Below are 22,020 nucleotides of genomic sequence, written 5' to 3'. Positions count from 1 at the left end.
GCTGGCATGTCTGAAAAAACTTTCCTGGTGGAGCTTGGCACTGAAGAGCTGCCACCAAAAGCCCTGCGCAGCCTGGCTGAGTCCTTCGCTGCCAACGTCACCGCCGAGCTGGATGCGGCAAACATCGCCCACGGTGAAGTAAAATGGTTTGCGGCCCCGCGCCGTCTGGCGCTGAAAATCGCTAACCTGGCTGCCTCTCAGCCGGATCGCGAAGTTGAAAAACGCGGCCCTGCGGTAACCGCCGCGTTTGACGCCGAAGGCAAGCCGAGCAAAGCGGCAGAAGGCTGGGCGCGCGGCTGCGGTATTACCGTTGACCAGGCCGAGCGTCTGGCGACCGACAAAGGTGAGTGGCTGTTGTACCGCGCTCATGTGAAGGGCGAAAGCGTTCAGGCGCTGCTGCCGAACATGATTGCAACGTCGCTGGCTAAGCTGCCAATTCCTAAGCTGATGCGCTGGGGCGCGTCCGACATCCACTTCGTGCGTCCGGTTCATACCCTCACGCTGCTGCTGGGTGACGAGCTTATCCCCGCCACCATTCTCGGCATTCAGTCCGATCGCGTGATTCGCGGCCACCGCTTTATGGGCGAGCCGGAATTCACCATCGACAACGCCGAACAGTATCCGCAAATCCTGCTGGAACGCGGCAAAGTGATCGCCGATTACGAACAGCGTAAAGCAGTTATCAAGCGCGACGCCGAAGAAGCTGCGCGTAAGATTGGCGGCAACGCTGACCTGAGCGAAAGCCTGCTGGAAGAGGTCACCTCGCTGGTGGAATGGCCGGTCGTGCTGACCGCAAAATTCGAAGAGAAATTCCTCGCGGTGCCTGCCGAAGCGCTGGTTTACACCATGAAGGGCGACCAGAAGTATTTCCCGGTTTACGCCGACGACGGCAAGCTGTTGCCGAACTTCATCTTCGTGGCCAACATCGAGTCTAAAGACCCGATACAGATTATCTCCGGTAACGAGAAAGTTGTGCGCCCGCGCCTTGCGGATGCGGAGTTCTTCTTCAATACCGACCGTAAAAAGCGCCTGGAAGACAACCTGCCGCGTCTGGAGACCGTTCTGTTCCAGAAAGAGCTGGGCACCCTGCGCGACAAAACCAACCGCATCGAAGCGCTTTCTGGCTGGATTGCCGGGCAGATTGGTGCCGACGTGAACCACGCGACCCGCGCAGGCCTGCTCTCCAAGTGCGACCTGATGACCAACATGGTGTTCGAATTTACCGACACTCAGGGCGTGATGGGCATGCACTACGCGCGCCACGACGGCGAAGCGGAAGATGTAGCTGTTGCGTTGAACGAGCAGTACCAGCCGCGCTTTGCCGGTGACGCTCTGCCGTCTAACCTGGTTGCCTGTGCGGTAGCTATTGCCGACAAGATGGACACCCTTGCGGGTATCTTCGGCATCGGCCAGCACCCTAAAGGCGATAAAGACCCGTTTGCGCTGCGCCGTGCTGCGCTGGGCGTGCTGCGTATTATCGTTGAGAAAAATCTGCCGCTGGATCTGCAAACCCTGGCCGAAGAAGCCGTGCGCCTCTACGGCAGCAAGCTGACCAATGCCAACGTGGTTGATGACGTTATCGACTTCATGCTGGGCCGCTTCCGCGCCTGGTATCAGGAAGAAGGTCACGCGGTTGACACCATCCAGGCGGTACTGGCTCGTCGTCCGACCAAACCGGCCGACTTTGATGCCCGTATGAAGGCGGTTTCCCACTTCCGTACTCTGGAAGCGGCGGCCTCTCTGGCGGCGGCTAACAAGCGTGTATCCAACATTCTTGCCAAGTCCGCCGAAGCGCTGAACGAGACCGTTCGTGCCTCCGTGCTGAAAGAAGCCGAAGAAATTCGCCTGGCGACCAATGTAGTGGTTCTGCGCGATAAGTTGCAGCCGTACTTCGCGGAAGGCCGCTACCAGGAAGCGCTGGAAGAGCTGGCTAACCTGCGTGAGCCGGTGGATGAGTTCTTCGATAAGGTGATGGTTAACGCGGAAGACAAAGAGCTGCGCATTAACCGCCTGACTTTGCTGACCAAGCTGCGCGAGCTGTTCTTGCAGGTAGCGGACATTTCCCTGCTGCAATAATCGCTTAAAAGCTACACTCTGTCATAAACCCGCTTCGGCGGGTTTTTTTGTCGATTTTTTTACTTTCAAATATCAATGGATTAACAAAAAACTCTGCCAGCAGCGATAAGGTTAATCCGCGCCGAACCGATATATCTAATATCGCCTACCACCTCAGGAATGTTCGGCCCCATGAAAAATGTCAAAGTCATCACCGGAATCGTTACCACGCTTGGGATCTTCAGCGCGCTGCTGCTGCTGACCGGAGCGCTCTTTTACTCCTCGGTCAGCGGCGATCGTCTTAACTTCCAAAAAACCGGGCTGCTGAATTACCAGCAGGAACAGCTGGGCGGCAGCTTCCTGACGCTGGTTGAGGCTCGCGTTACTATCAACCGCGTGGCCATTCGGGTACTAAAAAATCAGCGCGATCCCGCCGCGCTGGAGGCGATGAATAAGCTGCTGGCGAATGCCGGAGTTTTGCTGGGCGAGTCGCAGAAGCAGTTTTCCAATTACATGGACTCGGACGATGTTCCCGACCAGGAAAAAGCCATCGACGATAAAGCCGCTGCCAGCTTTAAGCAGATGCATGACGTGTTGTTGCAGTCCATTGAGTTCCTGAAGGCCGATAACTACCAGGCCTACGGTAACCTGGATGCGCAGCAGGCTCAGGACGACTTCAAGGCGGTTTACGGCCAGTGGCTGACGCAAAATACCCATCTGTTGAAGGCGGCCAGCGAGCAGAACCAAAGTAGTTTTACCAGCATGCTGTGGACGCTTGGCGCTATTCTGCTGATCGTGATTGCGGCGCTGGTGATAATCTGGCTGGGGTTGCAGCGCGTGCTGCTGTGGCCTTTAAAAACCGTTATGGGGCATATACAGGCTATTTCAGAAGGGGATTTAACGCGCAATATCGAAGCCGAAGGGCGCAGCGAAATGAGCCGCCTCTCGGCCGGGCTGAAGACGATGCAGCAGTCGCTGATTAAGACCGTAAGCTCGGTGCGCGACAATGCCGACTCCATCTACACAGGCGCGAGCGAAATCTCAGCGGGCAGTAGCGATCTCTCCTCCCGTACCGAGCAGCAGGCTGCGGCGCTTGAAGAGACGGCGGCCAGCATGGAACAGCTCACCGCCACCGTGAAGCAAAACACCGACAACGCCCGCCAGGCAACGGGCCTTGCGAAAAATGCCTCGGAAACCGCGCAGAAAGGCGGGCGCGTGGTGGAAAGCGTGGTCAGCACCATGAACGAGATTGCCGAAAGCTCCGGCAAGATTGTTGATATCACCAGCGTCATCGACAGCATCGCCTTCCAGACCAATATCCTGGCGCTAAACGCCGCGGTAGAAGCCGCGCGGGCGGGCGAGCAGGGGCGTGGTTTTGCCGTAGTAGCAGGCGAGGTGAGAACCCTGGCGAGCCGCAGCGCCCAGGCGGCAAAAGAGATTAAAGTGCTGATTGAGAACTCGGTTTCACGAATTGATACCGGTTCAAGCCAGGTGCGGGAGGCAGGGGCGACCATGAAAGAGATAGTCGCCGCGGTGACCCGCGTAACCGACATCATGGGTGAAATTGCTTCGGCTTCCGATGAGCAAAGCAAAGGCATTGAGCAGGTGGCGCAGGCGGTTTCCGAGATGGACAGCGTGACCCAGCAAAATGCCTCCCTGGTGGAAGAGTCCGCTTCGGCGGCGGCGGCGCTTGAAGATCAGGCCAGCGAGCTGCGTCTGGCGGTGGCGGTGTTCCAGCTACAGGGCGGGGGACGCCGGGCCGAGCCGGTTGGCGAAAAACTACGGCCTCAACCGGCAGCCTTAAAACCGCAAACTGCGGGTGCGGATGCAAACTGGGAAACTTTCTAAGGCTTAGACTCAGAAATGACAAACCCCGCATCGCAGCGGGGTTTTTTCTAACTCATTAACTGCTTGCTGAGTGCCGGATTCGCCTGAATCAGGCGCATCAGTTTCAGCTCGGTGCTTGACGGTTTTAGTCGTCGCGACTCCCATTCCTGCACCATGGAAACGCTAACGCCCATCGCCTGAGCAAAATCATCAATTTTTAGTCCGGTGCTTTTGCGCAGTTGCTCAAATTCGGAGAAGGCGTTGGATTTCTGACTCAGGCTAAGGGCCTGTTTATCTTTAAAAACAATCTGCTCAAGGCTACTAAGCAGCTCAATCATTGGATCTTTATATTCCATTGAGAACTCCTCATAAATCACACAGCGAGAACGTGAACGCTAAGAAGCTTATTAACTGTAGTCTGCTTTGACGCCCGCGTATCGTCCTGCCCTGAACCAATCGTGCTTTAGAAAAAGCTTATGCGTTTCAGCTGAATGCTCAGGCGAAGTAAGCGCTTGAAAACGCTCTCAGAGCGCTCGGTTAGTATAAAACTGTAAATAGTTATGCAAATAGTTAGCAAACTAATACCAGCGGATGTAGCTGCCAACGGCTGCGGCCTTTTTAGCGGTCCGGCTGATGAACGCGGCAGGCATAAGAGATTATCGTGAAAGGGTATCTTGCGAGGGGCGCTTGGACTATTCTTAGCATCGTTATTGGGTGGCAATTTGCCAGGTAGTGCATTGGTAATAGGAGTAGAAATGATGGCGACAGGTAAGTCCTGGTCTCGCTGGTTTGCGCCGCTGGCGGCGTTGTTAATGGTGGTGAGCCTCAGCGGTTGCTTCGATAAAGAAGGCGACCAGCGCAAGGCGTTCATCGATTTTCTGCAAAACACGGCTATGCGTAGCGGCGATCGCCTGCCGACGCTGACGTCCGATCAGAAAAAACAGTTTGGCCCGCTGGTATCAGATTACGCCATTCTGTACGGCTTCTCTCAGCAGGTAAGCCAGGCAATGGACGAAGGCATGAAGCCGGTTGTGGACAGCGTCAACAGCATCCGAGCTCCGCAGGATTATATGACCCAGCGCGATGCGCTGCGCCAGGCTAACGGCTCGCTGAACGTATTAGGCCAGCAGGTTCAGAATGCAAAAATGCAGGCCGATGGCGCGCTTGCGGCGCTGAAACAGCCGGATGACCTGAAAACCGTTTACTATCAGGTGTACCAGAAAGTGGTAACCGGTCCGGCTAACGCGATGGCTCCGCTGATCCCGGCGGCCCAGACCCTGACCCAGCAGCTGGTGCAGGTGGGCGATTTTATCGCTCAGCAGAATAATCAGGTGGGCTTTGCCAACGGCGGTATCCAGTTCCCGACCTCTCAGCAGGCCAGCCAGTACAACTCGCTGATTGCCCCGCTGGCCGCGCAGCATCAGGCATTTACTCAGGCCTGGACTGCCGCGCAGAGCGCAATGCAGTAAGCTGATTTTGCAGTAAAAAAAGGTGGAGAGCCTCGCGGCTGCTCCACCTTTTTTATGGCGTTAATATCTGCATCCGTGAGTAAATTTAGTATAAATTGGATCCCGCCCCTGATTGCTCATAAAATCACCATGTCTATTTAAGCTGAGGGTACAATCATGCCAAATACCATGTCGCAAAAAACCGCCCGCGAAGGATTGAGCAACCCAGAGCTGTTTGAGGGGGGCGTCTACGTGACCAAAAATGGTGTTGCAGAGTTATTTGTGCAAACAGTTGCCGAGCGCCAGCTTGAAGAAGCAGAGCGGGCCAGGGAGCGTCAGAGTAATGCTTTGCTGAAGCTTATTATGAAAGCAAAACAGGATGTTGTGGCGGGCGAGACCTTTTCTCCTGAAGACGCATTAGCAAAACTGCGGTCAGCCAGAAAATAAGGGCAATCAGGGATGAATAAGCCAGTCGAGTTTGCGGGGACTGCGGTTATCAGCCTTCAGGATCTGGAGTTTTTCAAGGCGCAGTTTATCGTCCATGCCGAGGCCGCAAAGCTAATCGACTCTCTGCTTATGCGTTCAGTAGCGGCAATATCGCAAGATCCTACCCGATATCGCTTTAATGGCATTCTGGCTGATAAAGGGATAAGAATTCGGGAATGGCTGGATACTGAAAATGATTATCGCTGTTTCTATGATGACGGCGATCCTGCATCAGTCAATATCTTGCTTTATGCCAGCATGAAGGAAGACTTCGAGGCCGCATTATATAGACACAGTGTGATTTATTAGTGGTGGGTTAGCTTGTGCGTAACCCACTCTATTAACCAGATTACTTCAGTACCTGAGGATTCACGCAGTTCACCTCAACCTTGCCGGTTAACGCGGTAATCAGGTTCTCTACCGCGCACTCCGCCATGCCGTAGCGGGTTTCATGGGTTGCGGAGCCGATGTGCGGCAGGGCGACCACGTTCGGCAGGCTCAGCAGCGGCGAGTCCACGGCCAGCGGTTCCTGCTCGAATACGTCCAGCCCGGCGGCGTGAATTTTACCTTCCTGTAGTGCCTGAATCAGCGCCTTCTCATCCACTACCGGGCCGCGCCCGACGTTTATCAGCACTGCCGAAGATTTCATTTTTGCAATTTGCTCCGCGCCGATCAGGTGACGGGTTTCGTCGCTTAGCGGCAGCAGAATACAGACAAAATCAGACTCCGCCAGCAGGGTATCGAGGTCGCAGTAGCGGGCATTAAAACGCTCCTCGGCTTCTTTGTGATGGCGGCGGGCGTTATACAGAATCGGCATGCTGAAGCCGAAGTGAGCGCGCTGCGCCAGCGCCAGCCCAATGCGTCCCATACCCAAAATGCCGAGCGTTTTATGGTGCACGTCGATACCGAACCAGTCAGCGCCGATGCTGCTTTGCCACTCGCCGTTCTTCACGCGTTCGGCCACTTCGACTACGCGGCGGGCGCTGGAGAGAATGAGCGCCATTGCCGTGTCGGCAACGGTTTCCGTCAGTACGGTTGGGGTGTGCATCAGCACTACGCCGCGTTCGTTCAGGGCATCAACATTGAAGTTGTCATAGCCGACGGAAACGGTGGAAGCCACCCGTAGCTTTGGCGTACTCGCCAGAAACGCGCCGTCGACTTTGCCGCCGGAACCCAGGATACCTTCGGCATTGGCGAACACGTCGGCATTCGCCTTTACGGTTTCCGGGCTGATATCGTCAAACTGGGTGACGGTAAAGTGACTTTCAAGACGGGACAGCAGGTTATCAGGCAGCGTCTTGTAGAGGATGACGGACGGCTTCATGAGATTCTCCGTTTTTCGGGTAAACGCAAACCGGGCGGCAAACGCCACCCGGTGCGGGGTCAGGCGCGGTGAGCGCCCGCCGGGATTTGTTGTTGCTTAGCAGGCTTAACAATCAAAGTAAGCCATACCGAGGCCAGCAGCGCCAGCCCCATAAAGACATAGGATGCCGCCGGGCTGCCGGTTGCGCCGTTCAGGTAGCCGACAAACCAGGATCCGACGAAGGAGCCCAATGCGCCCATGCTGTTAATCAGCGCCATCGCGCCCCCTGCGACATTTCTCGGCAGCATCTCCGGGATAATGGCGAAGAACGGGCCATAAGGGGCGTACATTGCAGCACCGGCAATCACCAGCAGCGTGTAGGAGGCCCAGAAATGGTTAGCGCCGACGAGCCAGGAACCGAGGAACGCCAGGGCGCCAATCAGCAGTAGCGGCCAGACGAACAGCTTGCGGTTTTGCATTTTGTCGGACGCCCATGAGACGGCAATCATCGCGATAGTGGCCGCCAGATAAGGCACGGAAGAGAGCCAGCCTACTTCCACCATCCCCATTCCTGCGCTGCCGCTGCGGATGATTGACGGCAACCACAGCACAAAGCCGTACACGCCAATACTCCAGGCAAAATACTGCATGCACAGGATAACAACGTTACGTGAACGGAATGCTTCACCGTAGTTACGCACCGCCTTGATGCCTTCTTGCTCTTTCAGCAACTGCGCCTGCAATGCGGATTTTTCATCTTCGGACAGCCAGCCCACCTGGGCCGGTTTATCTTTTACCAGCACCCACCAGGCAAACGCCCAGATGACAGCCGGAATACCTTCGAAGATAAACATTTCGCGCCAGCCGAAGGCCTGAATCAGATAACCGGAAACCACCGACATCCACAGCACGGTGACCGGATTACCGAGGATCAGGAAGGTATTCGCGCGGGAGCGTTCGGATTTAGTAAACCAGTTGCTGATATAAATCAGCATCGCTGGCATGACCGCCGCCTCAACGACGCCAAGAACGAAGCGAATGGCCGCCAGCATCGGGATGTTGCTGACCATGCCGGTTAACGACGCGCAGCCGCCCCATAAAATCAGGCAAACGAAGATAAGTTTGCGCACGCTGCGGCGCTCGGCGTACATCGCGCCGGGGATCTGGAAGAAGAAATAGCCGAGGAAGAACAGGGCACCCAGCAGGGAAGAGATCCCTTTGGTGATACCGAGGTCGTCGTTGATTCCGGCGGCGGAAGCGAAGCTGAAATTAGCGCGGTCGAGGTATGCCAGGCTATACGTGATAAACACGATAGGCATGATGTACCACCAGCGCCTTGGCGCGATTGTCTGGTTTTTCATAATAAGGCCTCTATGTTGAGGTTAGCCGCATCGCCTTGTTTGTAGGGTACAGGCGAGGTCGGATGATTTATTCGCCCAGTGCGCTACGGGTAGGTAACCCTTCGCTATCACCGATGACCTGTATCGCCAGCGAGCCGATTTTATTGCCCCGGCTTACGGCCTGATGCAAAGGTTTCCCTTCCAGCAGGGCGCTAATTACCCCGACCGCAAAGCCGTCTCCGGCGCCCACGGTGTCCACTACGTTGTCCACTTTTACCGCCGCCACGGCACCTTGCTCGCCGCTGGCGGTTTTATACCAGGCGCCGTCCGCGCCGGTTTTCAGCACCACGATTTTTACCCCATGATGCAGATAAAAATCGGCAATCCCTTCCGGCGTCGTCTGGCCGGTGAGAATGACGCCTTCTTTCAGCCCCGGCAGCACCCAGTCGGCCTGGAATGCCAGGTGATTAAGCTGTTTCACCATTTCGGCCTCGCTGCTCCACAGCACCGGGCGCAGGTTTGGGTCAAAGGAAATTGTTTTTCCCTGCTGTTTCATGCATTTGGCGGCATGATTCAATAATTCCAGCGACGTTGGTGACAGCGCAGCCGCTACGCCGCTGAGATGCAGATGGCGCGCGGAGAAAAAATACTTTTCGTCAAAATCGGCTATCGACAGGTGGCTTGCCGCCGAGTCTTTGCGGAAATATTCCACGATGGGATCGGTTCCATCTTCGACTTTAGATTTGAGCTGAAAGCCGGTGCGATAGCGCTCATCAACGCTGACACCCTGGCCGTCGATGTTCTCTTTTGCCAGCTGCCGTAACACGTAGCGGCCAAATGAGTCGTTACCTACGCGGCTTACCCAGCCCACGTTCAGGCCGAGGCGCGCCAGGCCGGTTGCAACGTTAAGTTCGGCACCGGCGGCACGTTTTACAAAGTGCTCCGCCGCGGCAAGATCTCCGGTTTCGGTTGCGACAAACATCGCCATGGCTTCGCCAATGGTGACGACATCCAGCTGTTTCATCTCTATTCCTCGCGTAACAGGTTGATGTAGCGGCGGGTAACGGCGACCAAATCTCGCCCTTCCAGCGGAAACTCGATCCCGCGTGGCGCATCCGCCGGCAGCATATTCAGCATTCCTTTCCAGTCTGAGCCGGACTCGTCCGGCGGCACGGCGCGATAATGGTTGTGGTGGGCAACAGCCGTTTTGACGTGGATATAGCTCACCGAAGGCGCAAGGGCGCGGGCGGCCTGCTGCGGGGAGTCATCCACCCACAGCCAGTTCGCCATATCAAAAGTGAGCGTAACCGGCAGGTTGTGCACCTTGATGGCGGCCTGGAAGCGCTGCATTGGCGCCAGTTTTCCGCAGGTGGTCTGGTCGTTTTCGACCACCAGGGCGACCGGGCTGTCGCTTAACCACTGTTTCAGGGTGTCAAACGAGCTCGCGTTGTTGAACTGGCCTAGAGAGAGCTTTAGCCAGACCGCGTTAAGCTGGTGGGCTTCCTGTAGCAGAGAGGGGATCAGTGGGTTGAGGCTGCCGTCGCCGACAAACAGCGGTTCAGGTGCGGAATAACAGGCCTCCAGGCCTAACTGGGTCATCTCTCCGGCTATCCCGGAGAGGAAATCCAGCTGGGAGGGCGTAAACAGTTCACGGCGGATTTCGACGCCGTCCGCACCGGCTTCCGCGATAATCGGCAATAAAGCCTGCTGGCCGCCGAGGGCGGAAATGCGGTCGTGGCCGTAGGCGGCGGTAACAACGATAATTTTGCGCGGCATGGAAGGCCCCATAGCGATAACGGCTAAATAATATAGTTATTACGCTAGATGGAACCGGTTCCAAAGAGAAGCGGACTGCTGCTAATTTTTGAGCGACATCACGAAGATAAAATTTAGCGGGAGGTGGAGCCGCGCACGATAAGCTCGCCGGAGAAAAGCTGTTCACGCACCGTTTCGTCCGCGCCTTCAATACGCCTTACCACCTGCTCCAGCGCGGCATAGCCAATTTGCCAGGTTGGCTGCTTCAGGGTGGTAATGCCCACGCCCGCAAGCTCGGCCCACTCCAGTTCGTCAAACCCCAGCAGGCCGATATCGCTGCCCCAGTGCAGGCCAACGCGGCGCAGGGAGCGGGCAACTTGCAGCGTCAGCGCGCCGTTGGCGGAGATAACCGCTTTGCGCATGCCGCGATGGCGGGTATGGAACTGGCGCAGCGTGTTATCCAGCAGGTCGGTTTCATGAAGCGGTGTTTCGGCATTTTCAGCAACAATGCCGGGATAACGCTCAATCGTGCTGCGAAATGCGCGCAAACGCTCGCGGCGAGTATTAACCATGCCCAGCGGTTCGCTGAGAAACAGAATCGCTTCGAAGCCCTGCTCGACGAGATGCTCGGTGGCGGTGGTGGCGGCCTGAATATTATCCAGCCCGACCACATCGCAGGCAAAATCCGGGATCTTACGGTCGATAAGCACCATCGGCAGCGCGGACTGCTGGAGCCGGTTTAGCCCCTCTTCACGCATGCCAACGGCGTTAACCACGATGCCCTCAACCTGGTAACTGCGCAGTAAATCGAGGTAATGCAGTTCCTGGTCCACTTCATTGTTGGTGTTACAGACCAGCGGGGTAAAGCCTTTCTCGCGGCAGGCGGCTTCTATACCGCTGAGGACGTCAACGGAATAAGGGTTGGTGATGTCGGCGATGATCAGGCCAATCAGGCGGGTTCTGCCCCGCTTCAGGCCCCGTGCCATCTGGTTTGGGCGGTAATCGAGGTCAGCAATGGCGCGTTCAATGCGCCCGCGCAGGTCGTCGGACAGCACGTTCTGCTCGCCGTTAAGATAGCGCGAAACGCTGGTTTTACCGGTCTTCGCCGCTTTTGCGACGTCGCTTATCGTGGGGCGTGCAGCCTTGCCGTTCATGTCCGTCTCCAGAGAGGTAACTCAGCGGAGAGTAACATATTTTTTTCGAAGGGTAAGGCTACGCCAGAGGATTATGCTGAGCATATTGAGCGCTTAAAATAATAAAAACGGGTTTCTGCGAGACGGATTCCTGCTTTGACCACGGCCACTTTCCGGCTGCTTTATATCCTCATATTCTTTCTGCTCACTATTCACAGATGCGCGACTTTATTGTTGCGCATAAGGGAACAATGCCGTAACGTTCCTCCTAACGGAACACTATCAGGATGATAAGAAGCTTCAGGCATAAAGGACTGCGGGATTTATTTATGAAAAGCCAGGCCCGCGGCGTCCGTTTTGAGCATATCAACAGGCTCCGGGCGAGGTTGGCTATTATCGATGCTGCAAGCCACATTAGCGACATCGACTTACCGGGCTATCGTTTGCACGCCCTGCAGGGGGAGCGGGAGTCCATTTGGGCAGTTAATGTTTCAGGTAACTGACGGTTAACCTTTGAGTTTTGGAAAGGCGATGCCTGGATACTGGATTATGAGGACTATCACTGATGAAAATGGCAAACCCGCCGCACCCTGGGCTGATTATTCAGGAGTCGCTTGAAGCGCTTAACGTGAGCCTGCGAGATTTCTCCCGGGCAATGGATATCGCCCCTTCAACCGCCAGCCGCCTGCTTACCGGAAAGGCGGCATTAACGCCTGAAATGGCATTCAAGCTTTCCATCGTGATCGGCAGTTCGCCCGATGTCTGGATGAAAATTCAGAACGCTTTTAGCCTGGCACAGGCAGAAAAAACCGTTGATACCTCCCGTCTTCACCGGCTGGTGTTAGTTTCGCCCGGGGCTTAGGGCAAAACGTTCCACGCAGTGCGCGGCCCGTGCCATGAAAAACCTACTGTTTTGCCAGCAATACCAGCATTTTCAGGCTGGCCGAGTAATAGTCATCCTGCGGGATGATATGAGGCGGCTGGCTGGTGTCGCCAAGCGCCAAATCTCTGACTGCCAGCAGGCCTCCGGTCATCATATAAGGCGCTGTCTGGTTATTGGCGACGTTTATCCAGGCCGGCGTTTGCGCGCGCGGGTAGCGGCTCCAGAAGCTTTTAAAAGGAGCCAGTTCCGGGCTTGCAGGATCCTGCCAGGCGAGATAGAGCGGAACGCGTATTGCGTCGTAGCTAAAGCGCGGTGGGTGGTTGGCATCCGGCGTTAGCTTGCCGTCGGCGGCCAGCGAAACCCAGTCTGTTGGCAGCTGGCTGTTGCCCCAGCGCATTTTGTCGAGCAGCGTTTTGCCGTCGGTAATCAGTTCTTTCCACACCACTAAATGGCTGCGTTGGGCGAAGTCCTGCCAGGCCGGGAAGATAAAATAGGACGGATTGAGCGTGACGGAACTATTGAGGTTAAACCCGTTTACGCCCGGCAGCATCACGCGCTTGTCGGCAAACTGAATGACGTTATGGGTGACCAGCGCTTTCGCGATGGCATCGGACTCTTTCAGGTAACCGCTATCGTGCCACTTTTGCCCGGCCTTCAGCAGAGCCCAGGCGATAAAAGTATCCCCGTCGGTCGCGTTGTTTTTATCCGCTATTGGGTCAGCCTCTACCGGGTTATAGCGCCAGTAAAACAGGCCGTTCTTTGGGTTACGCAGCGTGGCGTTGGTCCAGTTCCAGATTTTGTCGAAACTGGCGCGGTCGTCGTTCGACACCGCCATCATCATGGCGAATCCCTGGCCTTCGGTGTGGCTGACATTGTTATTGCCGGTATCAATAATTCTGCCGTCGGCCATCAGAAAGCGGGATTTATAGCTGTCCCACTCGGCGGCGGCTTTAGCCGGCAGGCTCGCCATCAGCCATACCATTCCGGTCAATAACAGCGTTATCAGGCGGTTAACCATTACGTCTCTCCGTTTATGCCCTGGTTTGATATCTGAAGGTGACCGCCGAAGCGTTATGAGACGGCTCCTGCCACAGCGAAACATGCGGCTGGCCGCCCTGAGCGATAAGCCAGCGGGCGTATAGCCCTTCCAGCACCGCGCTAAACGCCTGGCTCCAGCTTTGCTGCCGGTGCTGTTCGTTGGTCACGGGCAGCGCCTGGTGGTGGATAATCAGCATTTTTTCGTTGGCTTCAATCTCGATATAGCCCCAGTTAAAGCGAGCCAGCTGGGCATTAATTTGCTGCTCAAGTTCACCTACGGTTGCCGCGAGCGGCAGCGGGTAGCGCTCGGCCAGAGTTTCGCCCATTTGATTCAGGAACGGGCGGCTGTCGTGGTAGCCCGCATTGCTGACCATCCCTTCAAGCATAATATTCAGCAGATCGAACCAGCCCGGCGGCGTTTGCTGGGTCTGAAAATAGTGTAAAAGCTGCTTTTCTTGCATGATTAATGATCCCCAAGCAGGTAGCGCAGGTAAAGCTGAGCGGTACTTTCGTTATAGTTGCCAAAGGTGTCGTAGCCAACCCGGCCACCAATGGTCATGTCTTTATTCACGTTATAGTCGGCTGAGGCGCGCAAAGTATAGCCGAGGCCGTTTTCGCTGCCGCCGCTATAGAACGCTTCTTTTGCCATGCCGCGCGCAACATAGTCCTCCAACTGGCCCTGTAGGCCCGGGTTGTTAGGGAAGTATGCGCTCGGATCCTGGCTGTAGGCCTGGTAGCCGATTGACGCGCCAACGGACATTTTCCAGTTGTCGTATTTCTGGGTGTAATCCACCGGGAACGACACGCTAATGTAGTTCTGCGGGCTGAAGTAGCCGCCCTGGCCATAGCTGAAGTAGCTAAGGTTTTTGGAGAAGTCCATATAGCTCATGCTGACGCCGGTTTTCAGCTCCCGGTCGTCAAAGTGATACGGACGCAGATAAACCCCGGCCGACCCATTAACGCTTTGGTTGCTCGGGACATTGGTGCCGATATAGCTATATAGCCCAACGCCCGCGTAGAAACCGGCATCGCCGTTGTCGTAGCTCAGCTGCGCGTTGCCGCCGTTTTTGGTTACCTGCCCCCATTTTTCACCGCTGTATTTATCCTTCGCGCCGACATAAGAGAGCAGGCTGTCCACTACCGCACGCCTTTCGCCGGTGAGGATAAGTTTGAGGTAGTCGGTGAGCTGCGGCGACCACTGTACGCCGCCGACAAGGGTATTCAGATCCTGCCCAAGCGGCGTTGAGCCAACGTCGAGTTTGTACTGATTCCCGGTGAGCGCCATACCGAGCTCTACGCCAGAAGCGCTCTGTGCGCCCTGGGAGGGCACAATTGGCAGCACCGCCGGCGGCTGTTCGGGCAGCGTTTCGGACACCTGGCCCTGAATCAGCGCCCCGGTGCCAAAGCGCGTGCTTGCCTGGTCCGAAGAGCTGCCTGCATTTAAGGTAATTGGCGTAATGTTGATGTCGAAGCGCGAATCGCCAAACGGCACCGTGGACCACTGGAGCGGGGCTTTTATCTCGGTCATCTTGCTAAGACCGTTTTCGCCGTCTCGGCTTCGCATCGCTACCGAACCCAGCGCCCAGGTGGCGGTTTTATCGGTTAGCTGCTCCATCATGCTGTTGACCTGGCGCAGCATGCCCGCATTGGCGTTTTCTACCGGTAAGTCCTGGCGTGTGGTTCCCGGCGGCGCGGCCTGCGGGTTGCGCGCCAGCTGGTTAACCTGCCACGGCATCGAAGCCTGGCCATAAACGTTGCCGCTTTGGCTGCCGCCGGAGCTGGTACTGATGAACGGGTTGTCCGCCAGAGCCAGCCCGCCGATGGTTGGAGTCACGCCGCTGTCGCTGCCCTGAATACCCGTTAACCTGCCGCGCGCGGTGCGCAGGTAGCTCATGGCCTGCTGGTGGTTGCCCTGCGCTTCGGCTACTCGTGCCAGCAGTATCAGGCGCTCAGGCGTATTGGTGTTGTGCAACCCGGTGGTAAGCTGTTGGGCTTTGTCTACGTCATTGCCCGCCAGCGCGATGTCGATAGCACCCGCACGGGCATCCTGGTCCGGCGTGTCGCGGGTCATCAGATAGTCATAAACTACGCCCGCTTCTTTGTTCATTTTGCCGGACTGGTAAAGCCTCGCCATCGCGAACATCAGGTCGGTATTCTGCGGGTCGCTTTGCAGGGCGCGGATGAGCTTGTCGTAGGCGGCAGCATAATTGCCCTGGGCTCGCAGCCGATCGGCTTCGTTTATCACATAGCCGTTGCGAATACCTGCCAGCTGGGCGGTGGTGCTGTGGGATTGCAGCTCCGGGTTCGCAAGGAACGCCTGCGCTTCGCTGTCCAGTCCCGCCTGGTTCAGGACGGTTATCTGGTCGGCATAATCACCGGCATTGCCCTGCACGCCACGGCGCATGTTGTTACGCACCAGCGCAACAGCACCGCTCATATCGCCGCTCTGCGCCAGCATACGTGCCAGCTTACCGGCGTCCGCCGGGCTTTGCGGAGGATTAACGCTGAGCGCTTTTAAGGTGTTAGCTGCCGCAACGTTATCCCCCTGAGCCAGATAGCGCTCTGCTACGCCCATTTGCAGGTTGTAGTTCACGCGTTGGCCGAGTTCGCGCATTTCGCCGTTGCGGGCAGAGGCCGGTATACGTGACAGCAGGTTTTGCGCCTGCGGCCACGCATTGCTTTCGCTGGCGAACAGCGCCGCCGCGTAGATTTCAGTGTTGCTGGCTCCGGGGCGGAAAGCGGGCTGCATCAGGTCTGCCGCTTCGGCGCTGTTGCCCTGTTTTTGCAGCAGCCGGGCAAGGTCGAGGCGTAGCCACGGGTCGGACGGCAGGCGGCTCATCCCCTGGCGCAGAATCGCTATCGCCTGCTGGATGTTGCCTCCGGCTGCCGCCTGCTGGGCCTGGCGGCGAATCGGATCGGCCGGGTTGCCTCCGCCCGTGCGCGGCTGGAGTTTGGCCTGGAGCGAAGCGGGCAGCGTTTGCAGCACCGCCTGAGCCTCGGTAGTTTTGCCTGCATCACGCAGCACGTAGTAGAGGTTTTCCCGAGCCGGGCCGTTGTTCGGCTGTGCTTCTAGCAGGCTGCGCAGCGTCTGCTCCGCCTGCGGGTAGTCTTTGTTGTGGCGTAAAACGTCGGCGCGGAACAGTTTTACCGCCGTGCCGCGCTCGCCGCTGGCGTCCGCCAAAGGGGCGCTGAGCGCCAGAGCCTGGCTAACGTTGCCCTGTTTGTAGGCCGCCTGAGCACCCGCCAGCTGGCCGTAAAATGCCGCGTCATCCGCCTGCTGTTTACGCTCGGCAGACTGGTCGCCACCGAGGCTTGCTGCTCGATTAAGATATTGCGCGGCCGCCGCATAGTCGCCGCGCTGCTGCGCGATGTAGCCCATCCCCGCCAGCGCATCGGCATCCTGAGGATTGGCCTGAAGTACCTGTTCAAACTGGCCGCGCGCCGCGTCGGTATTGCCGCTATTAAGATCGGCAAAACCCGCACCTTTAGCCACGCCGCCGATGGCGTTCCGGTAATGATTTTGCACTTCTTTATCATCCGGATGGCGCTGGATCCAGGTCTGATAATACTGTTCGTCTCCGGCGGTCGGCCCCAGCCACAGCAGCGCCTGACGCAATGATTTATCCGCGTCCGGGTTGCCGCTCGCCATATCCTGGAGCATGCCGATGCCGTCCCGGCGGGTCGGCTCCCGGAAGGTCAGGATCTTGCCGAGCGCAATGCGCGCGCCGTTATCCTGCGGATGCTGAGCAATAAACTGCTGTAGCCCGCTAACCGCCTGGGGATAAAGTGATTTATCCCCGGCCATCGTCAGATAATATTCAGGTGCCAGCCCGGACGGCGGCTGGTCGCCGGTGAACAGCGTTTGCCAGGTGGCGAGCGCCGCGCTGATATTCCCGCTTCGGGCCTGCTGGCGAGCCAGCTCAAGCTGACCGCGTGGGATCTGCTGAACCTGCTTCGCGTTATCCAGCGCCTGAAGGTTCGGGTCCTGCGGCGATACTGCCGAGAGGCGGCTGCGCCACTGCGCGGCAGATTTCAAATCGCCGCTCTGCTGCGCCCAGAGCGACATCAGATATAAGGCCTGCGCGTTGTTGGCATCCACCATCAGCACTTTTTTCAGGGCTTCCATCGCCAGCTCATCATGGGATTTTTCATGCCAGTAGTTTGCCTGGTCGAAAAGCGCCTTGAGGGCGGGATTATTGTCCGCGGCCTGGGCATTTACCGCCGCCAGCGCGAGCGCGCCGGACAGGCAGATCCTTGGCCAGCGGCGGGGGGTCTTTTTATTTTTCATTATTGTTATCCCTTTGCTCACTCTCTTCAGCCTGCGGGTTAATGCGGCTTCTTGCCCGGCGTTTCAGCAGCGGGTAGAGGGTGCCGCCGACAATAGCGGCGAACAGCAGGCCCAGAATCGCCAGCAGCGCAGAATGCTGGTTGGCGTACCAAACTATCAACATGTACCACGGCAGCTCTCCGCTCGGGAACTGCGGCCCAACCCGGAAGCTGCGAACGCCGTTCTCGTCGGTAATGATGGCGGCATCGCCGCGCACGCTGGCGTTAATTTTTGCAGAGGACAAATCGCTGTGCAGGTGGGCAAGCTGGTCGTTATTGCTGCCGATAGCCAGCACCACAACCCGCGAGGCGTTCCAGCGTGAGCGGAAGCTGACAAACCCGCGCCAGGCCTCATTAGAGGAGAAGTAGCGGTCTGCCTCAACGCCCGTGGAGTTCCAGTCGCCTGCCAACAGGCGCTGCACCTTTTCCCAACTGGTGGGCTGGCGGACTCCAAATAAGTGCTCATTGGTGACGAACGGCGACCCGGCGAGCAGGGTGCGGTTAAAAGCGCTCTGCTCCATCGTTGAAACCGCCAGCACGTCGCTCTGAGACAAATGCAGCAGGTTAGCGCCGCCCTCCGGCAGGCCGAACATCACGCGGTTATTGTTCAGCGCTGTGCCGGTGGCGTTACCCGAGCGTGCCGCCAGGTCAAGCAGGGTGGATATCTCGGTTTCGCCCGGATGCTCCGGCAGCAGAAGAACGGTCTGCGAATAGTCGGCAAAGCGGGTGAACGGGAACGAAGCGCCGACGAAGTAAGAGAGGTTTGGCAGCAGCGTGAAGTGGCGAGTTTTGCTCAGGTCAATCCACGAGTTTTCATCGATGCGGCTCTTGATGTTGTTATTCAGCAGCACGCTGCACGGCGCATCTTCCTTTGGTACGATTTTAAAATAGAGCGCCAGCTGGTTATCGCCGTAGATGAGATACGGCTCCAGAGCCATATCGTAGTTTTCCTGGCGTGCATCGCCGCCAATCTTATGCCACAGCGTTTCCAGCGCGCCCTGTTTGTTAACCGGCAGGTTGTGCAGGAAAGTACCGTTCAGGGTCATCGACAGCAGAGAGCGCTGTTCGTCGATCCAGCTTTCTGACGGGAAGCGGTAGCCAATCTTCAGCGGGATGGCTTCGCCGTCCCAGAGGAACAGATCCGGCGCCGCGCGGAACGCGAGGTTTACCGCATCATGCCAGATGCCCGGAGCCGTGAGGCTTTGATCTTTACGCAGCAGTTCGCTCAGGCGCACCGGGCGATCGGTTCGTATCCAGCGCGGGGCGTCGTATGGGGCGCTGAGCGGGATAGTCTGAGGTTCTACCGGCAGGCTGGCGGTTTGCGGCTCAAACTGCCCACGAGTCAGGCGCCAGGCCGCGCTGCGAAGCTGGGATTCGTTGTTACCCACCACCAGCAGCAGTTTGTAAACCGGGTTCCCAGGGTTATCGATCATCTTCAGCAGCGGCCCGCTGCTGGCCGGTAACGTAATTCCACCGATAGTGTCGCCGGGTTTACCGAACAGAATGCCATTTTTCTCCGGCAGACGGTCGTTGAGGGCTTCAAAAGAGATCCCGCGGTAGTCAGCGGCAATGCCAAGCCACGAAGCCACCAGCGCCGCGGCGCTTACCTGCTCCGGCTGAGTTTGCGCCGGGAAAGCGAAGCTCAGCGTGGTCGGCGTCATCTGCATCGAGTCAAAGAACGGGCGCGGGAAGTGGCTCAGATCGGAGCCGATATTCAACTGCTGGCCTTCAAGAGTGAGACGCGTGTCCGGCATGATGGTGACCTGGTAATTATCGTTCAGGTCGCGCTGGCAAAGCAGGGCGTCGGCATCGTTGATTTTGAGGTTAATGTTGTTGCTGGACACCACCAGCGCGGCCGGAATATCCAGCTGATAGCTGGTGACGTTGCTGTCGGCTGAACCGAGCGGCACGCTGCCGAGCGGCTGGCCGTTCATCATCAGCTGCATGGTCGTGTTACGCGCCGCCATCGCCGGGGAGACTTTGAGGTTCAGCGTCAGCTGGGCGCTGGTAATCACCTGGTCGGCAGGCAGCGTAAAGTCGATACCCGTTTGCAGCTGGCCGCCGCTAAGCACGATGCCGCGCGGCTGGCCCATTTGCGCCACGGTAATGCTGCTCGCGGTGCCGGGGTTAATCGCCGTCTGGACCGGCTGCGGCGTCTGTTCAACCGGCGGCGGCAGGCTGACGGGCAGCATCGACTCCACCGTGGTTGGCTGTTCAGTCATGCCCGGTTCTTCTGCCGCTGCGGGGAGCGCCAGCACGCTCAGAGCCAGAACGATCCCGGCTGCTACTTTAGTCATCCTTTTCATAGGGCGCTGTCCTCACCGGAACCGTCCAGTCGGTTGGGTTGCTCATGCTTTGCCCGGCGAGCGGCGCGGCGATCTTTCCAGGTCAGCCAGAACAGCTCGAACACGCAGCGGATAATGGTCAGCAGCGAGCGGAACGGGTTGTCCTGTGGTTTTGGCGGCTGGATCCAGGCGTCGGCGCGGGCAAGCACCACGCGTACCAGCTCGCGGCGGCGGGCCAGAGGGATCTCTTCAAACATCAAGCGGATAGTGGACTCGTCCGAGGCAATTACTTTCACCGGAATGCTGATGGCACCGGAATGAAGCTGTAACTCTACCTCTTCAATTTCGTCTGTCAGGTGGCGCTCATCCGGTACTTTGATGCGGCAGCCGCCCATCGACAGGTCGAGCGTATGGCTGCGGGAAGAGATGCCGCTGGCGTAGTGGATAACCACCGGGACATCGACCTCGATGCGAATCGTTTTGCGGGTCTGCCGCGTTTCTCTGGCGACGGCGATGGCCGCCAGCAGGAAGATCAGGCTATACAAACCCCAGCCTACGTTGAGGGCGATAACTTTGGGGTCAACGCCGAAGTAGTCGTGGGCGCAGGCGCGCACAATCCCGGCAATCACCGCCATCGTAAGCAGAACGGCGACAATCACATGAGGGCGCACAACGCGGAAGTCGAAATAGCCGACATCCAGCAGGTCTCCCTTATCGGTAACGTTGAACTTGCCGCGCTTCGGGAACAGCATGGTTATCGCCGTCGGCAGGATCAGGTGGAAGGCCATCACCAGGTCGTAGATTTCCCCCCAGAAGCTGTAGCGATAGCGGCCGTTGAGCCGCGAGTTCAGCCAGATGGCGAGGAACAGGTGCGGCAGCGCATAGGCAAACAGCATGCTGGCCGAGGAGTGAATAATATTCAGGTTAAACAGCAGGTAAGCCAGCGGTGCGGTAAGGAAGGCGACACGCGGCAGGGCAAACTGGTAGTAAAGCATCGCGCTCAGGTAGCACAGCCGCTGTTGCCAGGCCAGCCCGCGGCCAAACAGAGGGTTATCGGTGCGAAATATTTGCGTCATTCCGCGCGCCCAGCGGGTACGCTGAATAACGTGCAGCACCAGGCGTTCGGTTGCCAGCCCGGCCGCCAGCGGGATATCGAGGAATGCGGATTTCCAGCCCCGGCGCTGCATTTTCAGCGCGGTGTGAGCATCTTCGGTCACCGTTTCAACCGCAAAACCGCCAATTTCTTCCAGCGCGCTGCGGCGGATAACCGCGCAGGAGCCGCAGAAGAAGGTCGCGTTCCAGAAGTCGTTGCCGCGCTGGATTGGGCCATAGAACAGCGCCCCTTCGTTCGGGATATCGCGCCCTACGGAGAGATTACGCTCGAACGGATCGGGCGAGTAGAAGTAGTGCGGCGTCTGGATCAGCGCAAGCTTAGGATCTTGCAGGAATGCACCCACGGTTGCCTGCAGGAAGATACGCGTGGCGACGTGGTCGCAGTCGAAGACGGTAATTAACTCGCCGCTGGTCAGCTTCATGGCGTGGTTAAGGTTGCCCGCCTTGGCGTGCGAGTTATCGTTACGCGTAATGTAACCTACGCCTACGTTGGCGGCGAATACCGCAAACTCGCTGCGCTTGCCGTCATCCAGCAGGTAAATCTTCATTTTATCCTGAGGATAATCAATACACTGTGCGGCCAGCACGGTGTCCCGTACTACGTCGAGGCTTTCATTATATGTCGGAATATAGACATCGACGGTTGGCCAAAGCGAAGTGTCGTCCGGCAGGGGAACAATTTCACGCTTCAGCGGGAATAATGTCTGGAGGTGGCTTAGCAGCAGCAGTAGCCAAATATACAGTTCCGCCAGATAAAGCCCGATGCCGAGAATTGCCTCGATTTCGGAATTAAAATGTAGCGTCTGGGTGGTGCGAAACCAGATATAGCGCGTGGACATTAAGCCCGACACGATAATCAATATGATGGAAACGCTGCGCTTTTTGCTCAGGCCTAATAACAGCAATACTCCGATGCTGATTAAGCCAAAAATATACTGCTTCTGGCTGTCCATAGGCGTAATGATGACCAACACCGCCACCGGTGCCAGCACCAGCAGCAGTAAATAAAACAAAGCCTTTTTCATAGG

Annotated in this window: 17 protein-coding genes and 1 pseudogene; 7 read left to right on the top strand and 11 right to left on the bottom strand. The window is 57.4% G+C overall.

Features of this window, described 5'->3' with window-relative positions; all coding sequences use genetic code 11:
• The first annotated feature begins 6 nt into the window (after positions 1-6).
• Together glyS and tcp are read left to right on the top strand one after the other, a co-directional pair.
• Positions 7-2,076 carry a glycine--tRNA ligase subunit beta gene (gene glyS, locus HMPREF0201_RS20930; protein ID WP_016538772.1) on the top strand — a complete coding sequence of 690 codons (2,070 nt, stop codon included), beginning with the start codon at positions 7-9 and terminating at the stop codon, positions 2,074-2,076.
• 171 nt (positions 2,077-2,247) lie between these two features.
• A complete protein-coding gene (gene tcp, locus HMPREF0201_RS20925) occupies positions 2,248-3,903 on the top strand; it encodes a methyl-accepting chemotaxis citrate transducer (RefSeq protein WP_039898963.1) in 1,656 nt (551 codons plus the stop codon).
• Between the two features lie 47 nt (positions 3,904-3,950).
• On the opposite strand, the gene HMPREF0201_RS20920 is transcribed toward tcp, so the two are convergent.
• Positions 3,951-4,238 (bottom strand): HTH-type transcriptional regulator, encoded by a 288-nt coding sequence (locus tag HMPREF0201_RS20920; RefSeq protein WP_016538770.1) that lies wholly within the window; start codon positions 4,236-4,238, stop codon positions 3,951-3,953.
• Between the two features lie 402 nt (positions 4,239-4,640).
• On the opposite strand from HMPREF0201_RS20920, the gene HMPREF0201_RS20915 reads away from it, so the two are divergent.
• The 3 genes from HMPREF0201_RS20915 (at position 4,641) to HMPREF0201_RS20905 (ending at position 6,125) form a co-directional block, all read left to right on the top strand.
• A complete protein-coding gene (locus HMPREF0201_RS20915) occupies positions 4,641-5,351 on the top strand; it encodes a DUF3053 domain-containing protein (protein ID WP_039899476.1) in 711 nt (236 codons plus the stop codon).
• Positions 5,352-5,507: 156 nt separating this feature from the next.
• Positions 5,508-5,777, top strand: coding sequence for a hypothetical protein (locus HMPREF0201_RS20910; RefSeq protein WP_039898961.1), 270 nt, complete (start codon positions 5,508-5,510; stop codon positions 5,775-5,777).
• Positions 5,778-5,789: 12 nt separating this feature from the next.
• A complete protein-coding gene (locus HMPREF0201_RS20905) occupies positions 5,790-6,125 on the top strand; it encodes a hypothetical protein (RefSeq protein ID WP_016538767.1) in 336 nt (111 codons plus the stop codon).
• 40 nt (positions 6,126-6,165) lie between these two features.
• Here HMPREF0201_RS20905 and ghrB read toward each other — a convergent pair whose 3' ends face one another.
• From ghrB to HMPREF0201_RS20880, 5 genes are all read right to left on the bottom strand, one after another.
• Positions 6,166-7,140, bottom strand: coding sequence for a glyoxylate/hydroxypyruvate reductase GhrB (gene ghrB, locus HMPREF0201_RS20900; protein WP_039898960.1), 975 nt, complete (start codon positions 7,138-7,140; stop codon positions 6,166-6,168).
• Positions 7,141-7,199: 59 nt separating this feature from the next.
• Positions 7,200-8,480 (bottom strand): MFS transporter, encoded by a 1,281-nt coding sequence (locus HMPREF0201_RS20895; RefSeq protein WP_016538765.1) that lies wholly within the window; start codon positions 8,478-8,480, stop codon positions 7,200-7,202.
• 67 nt (positions 8,481-8,547) lie between these two features.
• Positions 8,548-9,483, bottom strand: a complete 936-nt coding sequence (locus tag HMPREF0201_RS20890) for a sugar kinase (RefSeq protein WP_016538764.1) — start codon at positions 9,481-9,483, stop codon at positions 8,548-8,550.
• Positions 9,484-9,485: 2 nt separating this feature from the next.
• Positions 9,486-10,235, bottom strand: coding sequence for a sugar phosphate isomerase/epimerase family protein (locus HMPREF0201_RS20885; protein WP_039898958.1), 750 nt, complete (start codon positions 10,233-10,235; stop codon positions 9,486-9,488).
• Positions 10,236-10,348: 113 nt separating this feature from the next.
• A complete protein-coding gene (locus HMPREF0201_RS20880; RefSeq protein ID WP_016538762.1) occupies positions 10,349-11,368 on the bottom strand; it encodes a LacI family DNA-binding transcriptional regulator in 1,020 nt (339 codons plus the stop codon).
• A gap of 266 nt (positions 11,369-11,634) precedes the next feature.
• On the opposite strand from HMPREF0201_RS20880, the pseudogene HMPREF0201_RS20875 reads away from it, so the two are divergent.
• Positions 11,635-11,913, top strand: a pseudogene (locus HMPREF0201_RS20875) (type II toxin-antitoxin system RelE/ParE family toxin).
• A complete protein-coding gene (locus HMPREF0201_RS20870) occupies positions 11,913-12,209 on the top strand; it encodes a HigA family addiction module antitoxin (protein ID WP_016538760.1) in 297 nt (98 codons plus the stop codon). Before HMPREF0201_RS20875 ends, HMPREF0201_RS20870 begins: the two are co-directional and overlap by 1 nt.
• 43 nt (positions 12,210-12,252) lie before the next feature.
• Here the strand turns inward: HMPREF0201_RS20870 and HMPREF0201_RS20865 are convergent, their stop codons facing one another.
• Genes HMPREF0201_RS20865 through bcsA form a run of 5 tightly spaced genes read right to left on the bottom strand, consistent with a single transcriptional unit; the run spans position 12,253 to position 22,017 of the window.
• Complete coding sequence (locus HMPREF0201_RS20865) at positions 12,253-13,248, bottom strand: family 8 glycosyl hydrolase (RefSeq protein WP_016538759.1); 996 nt, start codon at positions 13,246-13,248, stop codon at positions 12,253-12,255.
• Between the two features lie 13 nt (positions 13,249-13,261).
• The gene (gene bcsD, locus HMPREF0201_RS20860; RefSeq protein WP_016538758.1) at positions 13,262-13,729 is read right to left on the bottom strand and encodes a cellulose biosynthesis protein BcsD; all 468 of its coding nucleotides are present in this window, start codon (positions 13,727-13,729) and stop codon (positions 13,262-13,264) included.
• A 2-nt stretch (positions 13,730-13,731) separates the two neighbouring features.
• Positions 13,732-17,556, bottom strand: a complete 3,825-nt coding sequence (locus HMPREF0201_RS20855) for a cellulose biosynthesis protein BcsC (RefSeq protein ID WP_016538757.1) — start codon at positions 17,554-17,556, stop codon at positions 13,732-13,734.
• Positions 17,546-19,900, bottom strand: a complete 2,355-nt coding sequence (bcsB, locus tag HMPREF0201_RS20850) for a cellulose biosynthesis cyclic di-GMP-binding regulatory protein BcsB (protein ID WP_016538756.1) — start codon at positions 19,898-19,900, stop codon at positions 17,546-17,548. Before bcsB ends, HMPREF0201_RS20855 begins: the two co-directional genes overlap by 11 nt.
• A complete protein-coding gene (bcsA, locus tag HMPREF0201_RS20845; protein ID WP_016538755.1) occupies positions 19,897-22,017 on the bottom strand; it encodes a UDP-forming cellulose synthase catalytic subunit in 2,121 nt (706 codons plus the stop codon). Before bcsA ends, bcsB begins: the two co-directional genes overlap by 4 nt.
• Positions 22,018-22,020: the final 3 nt, after the last annotated feature.

Origin of the sequence: Cedecea davisae DSM 4568, assembly GCF_000412335.2 — a bacterium.
GTDB lineage: Bacteria > Pseudomonadota > Gammaproteobacteria > Enterobacterales > Enterobacteriaceae > Cedecea > Cedecea davisae.
Note: the sequence above shows the minus strand (reverse complement) of the source record. Positions and strands in the feature narration are given on the sequence as shown.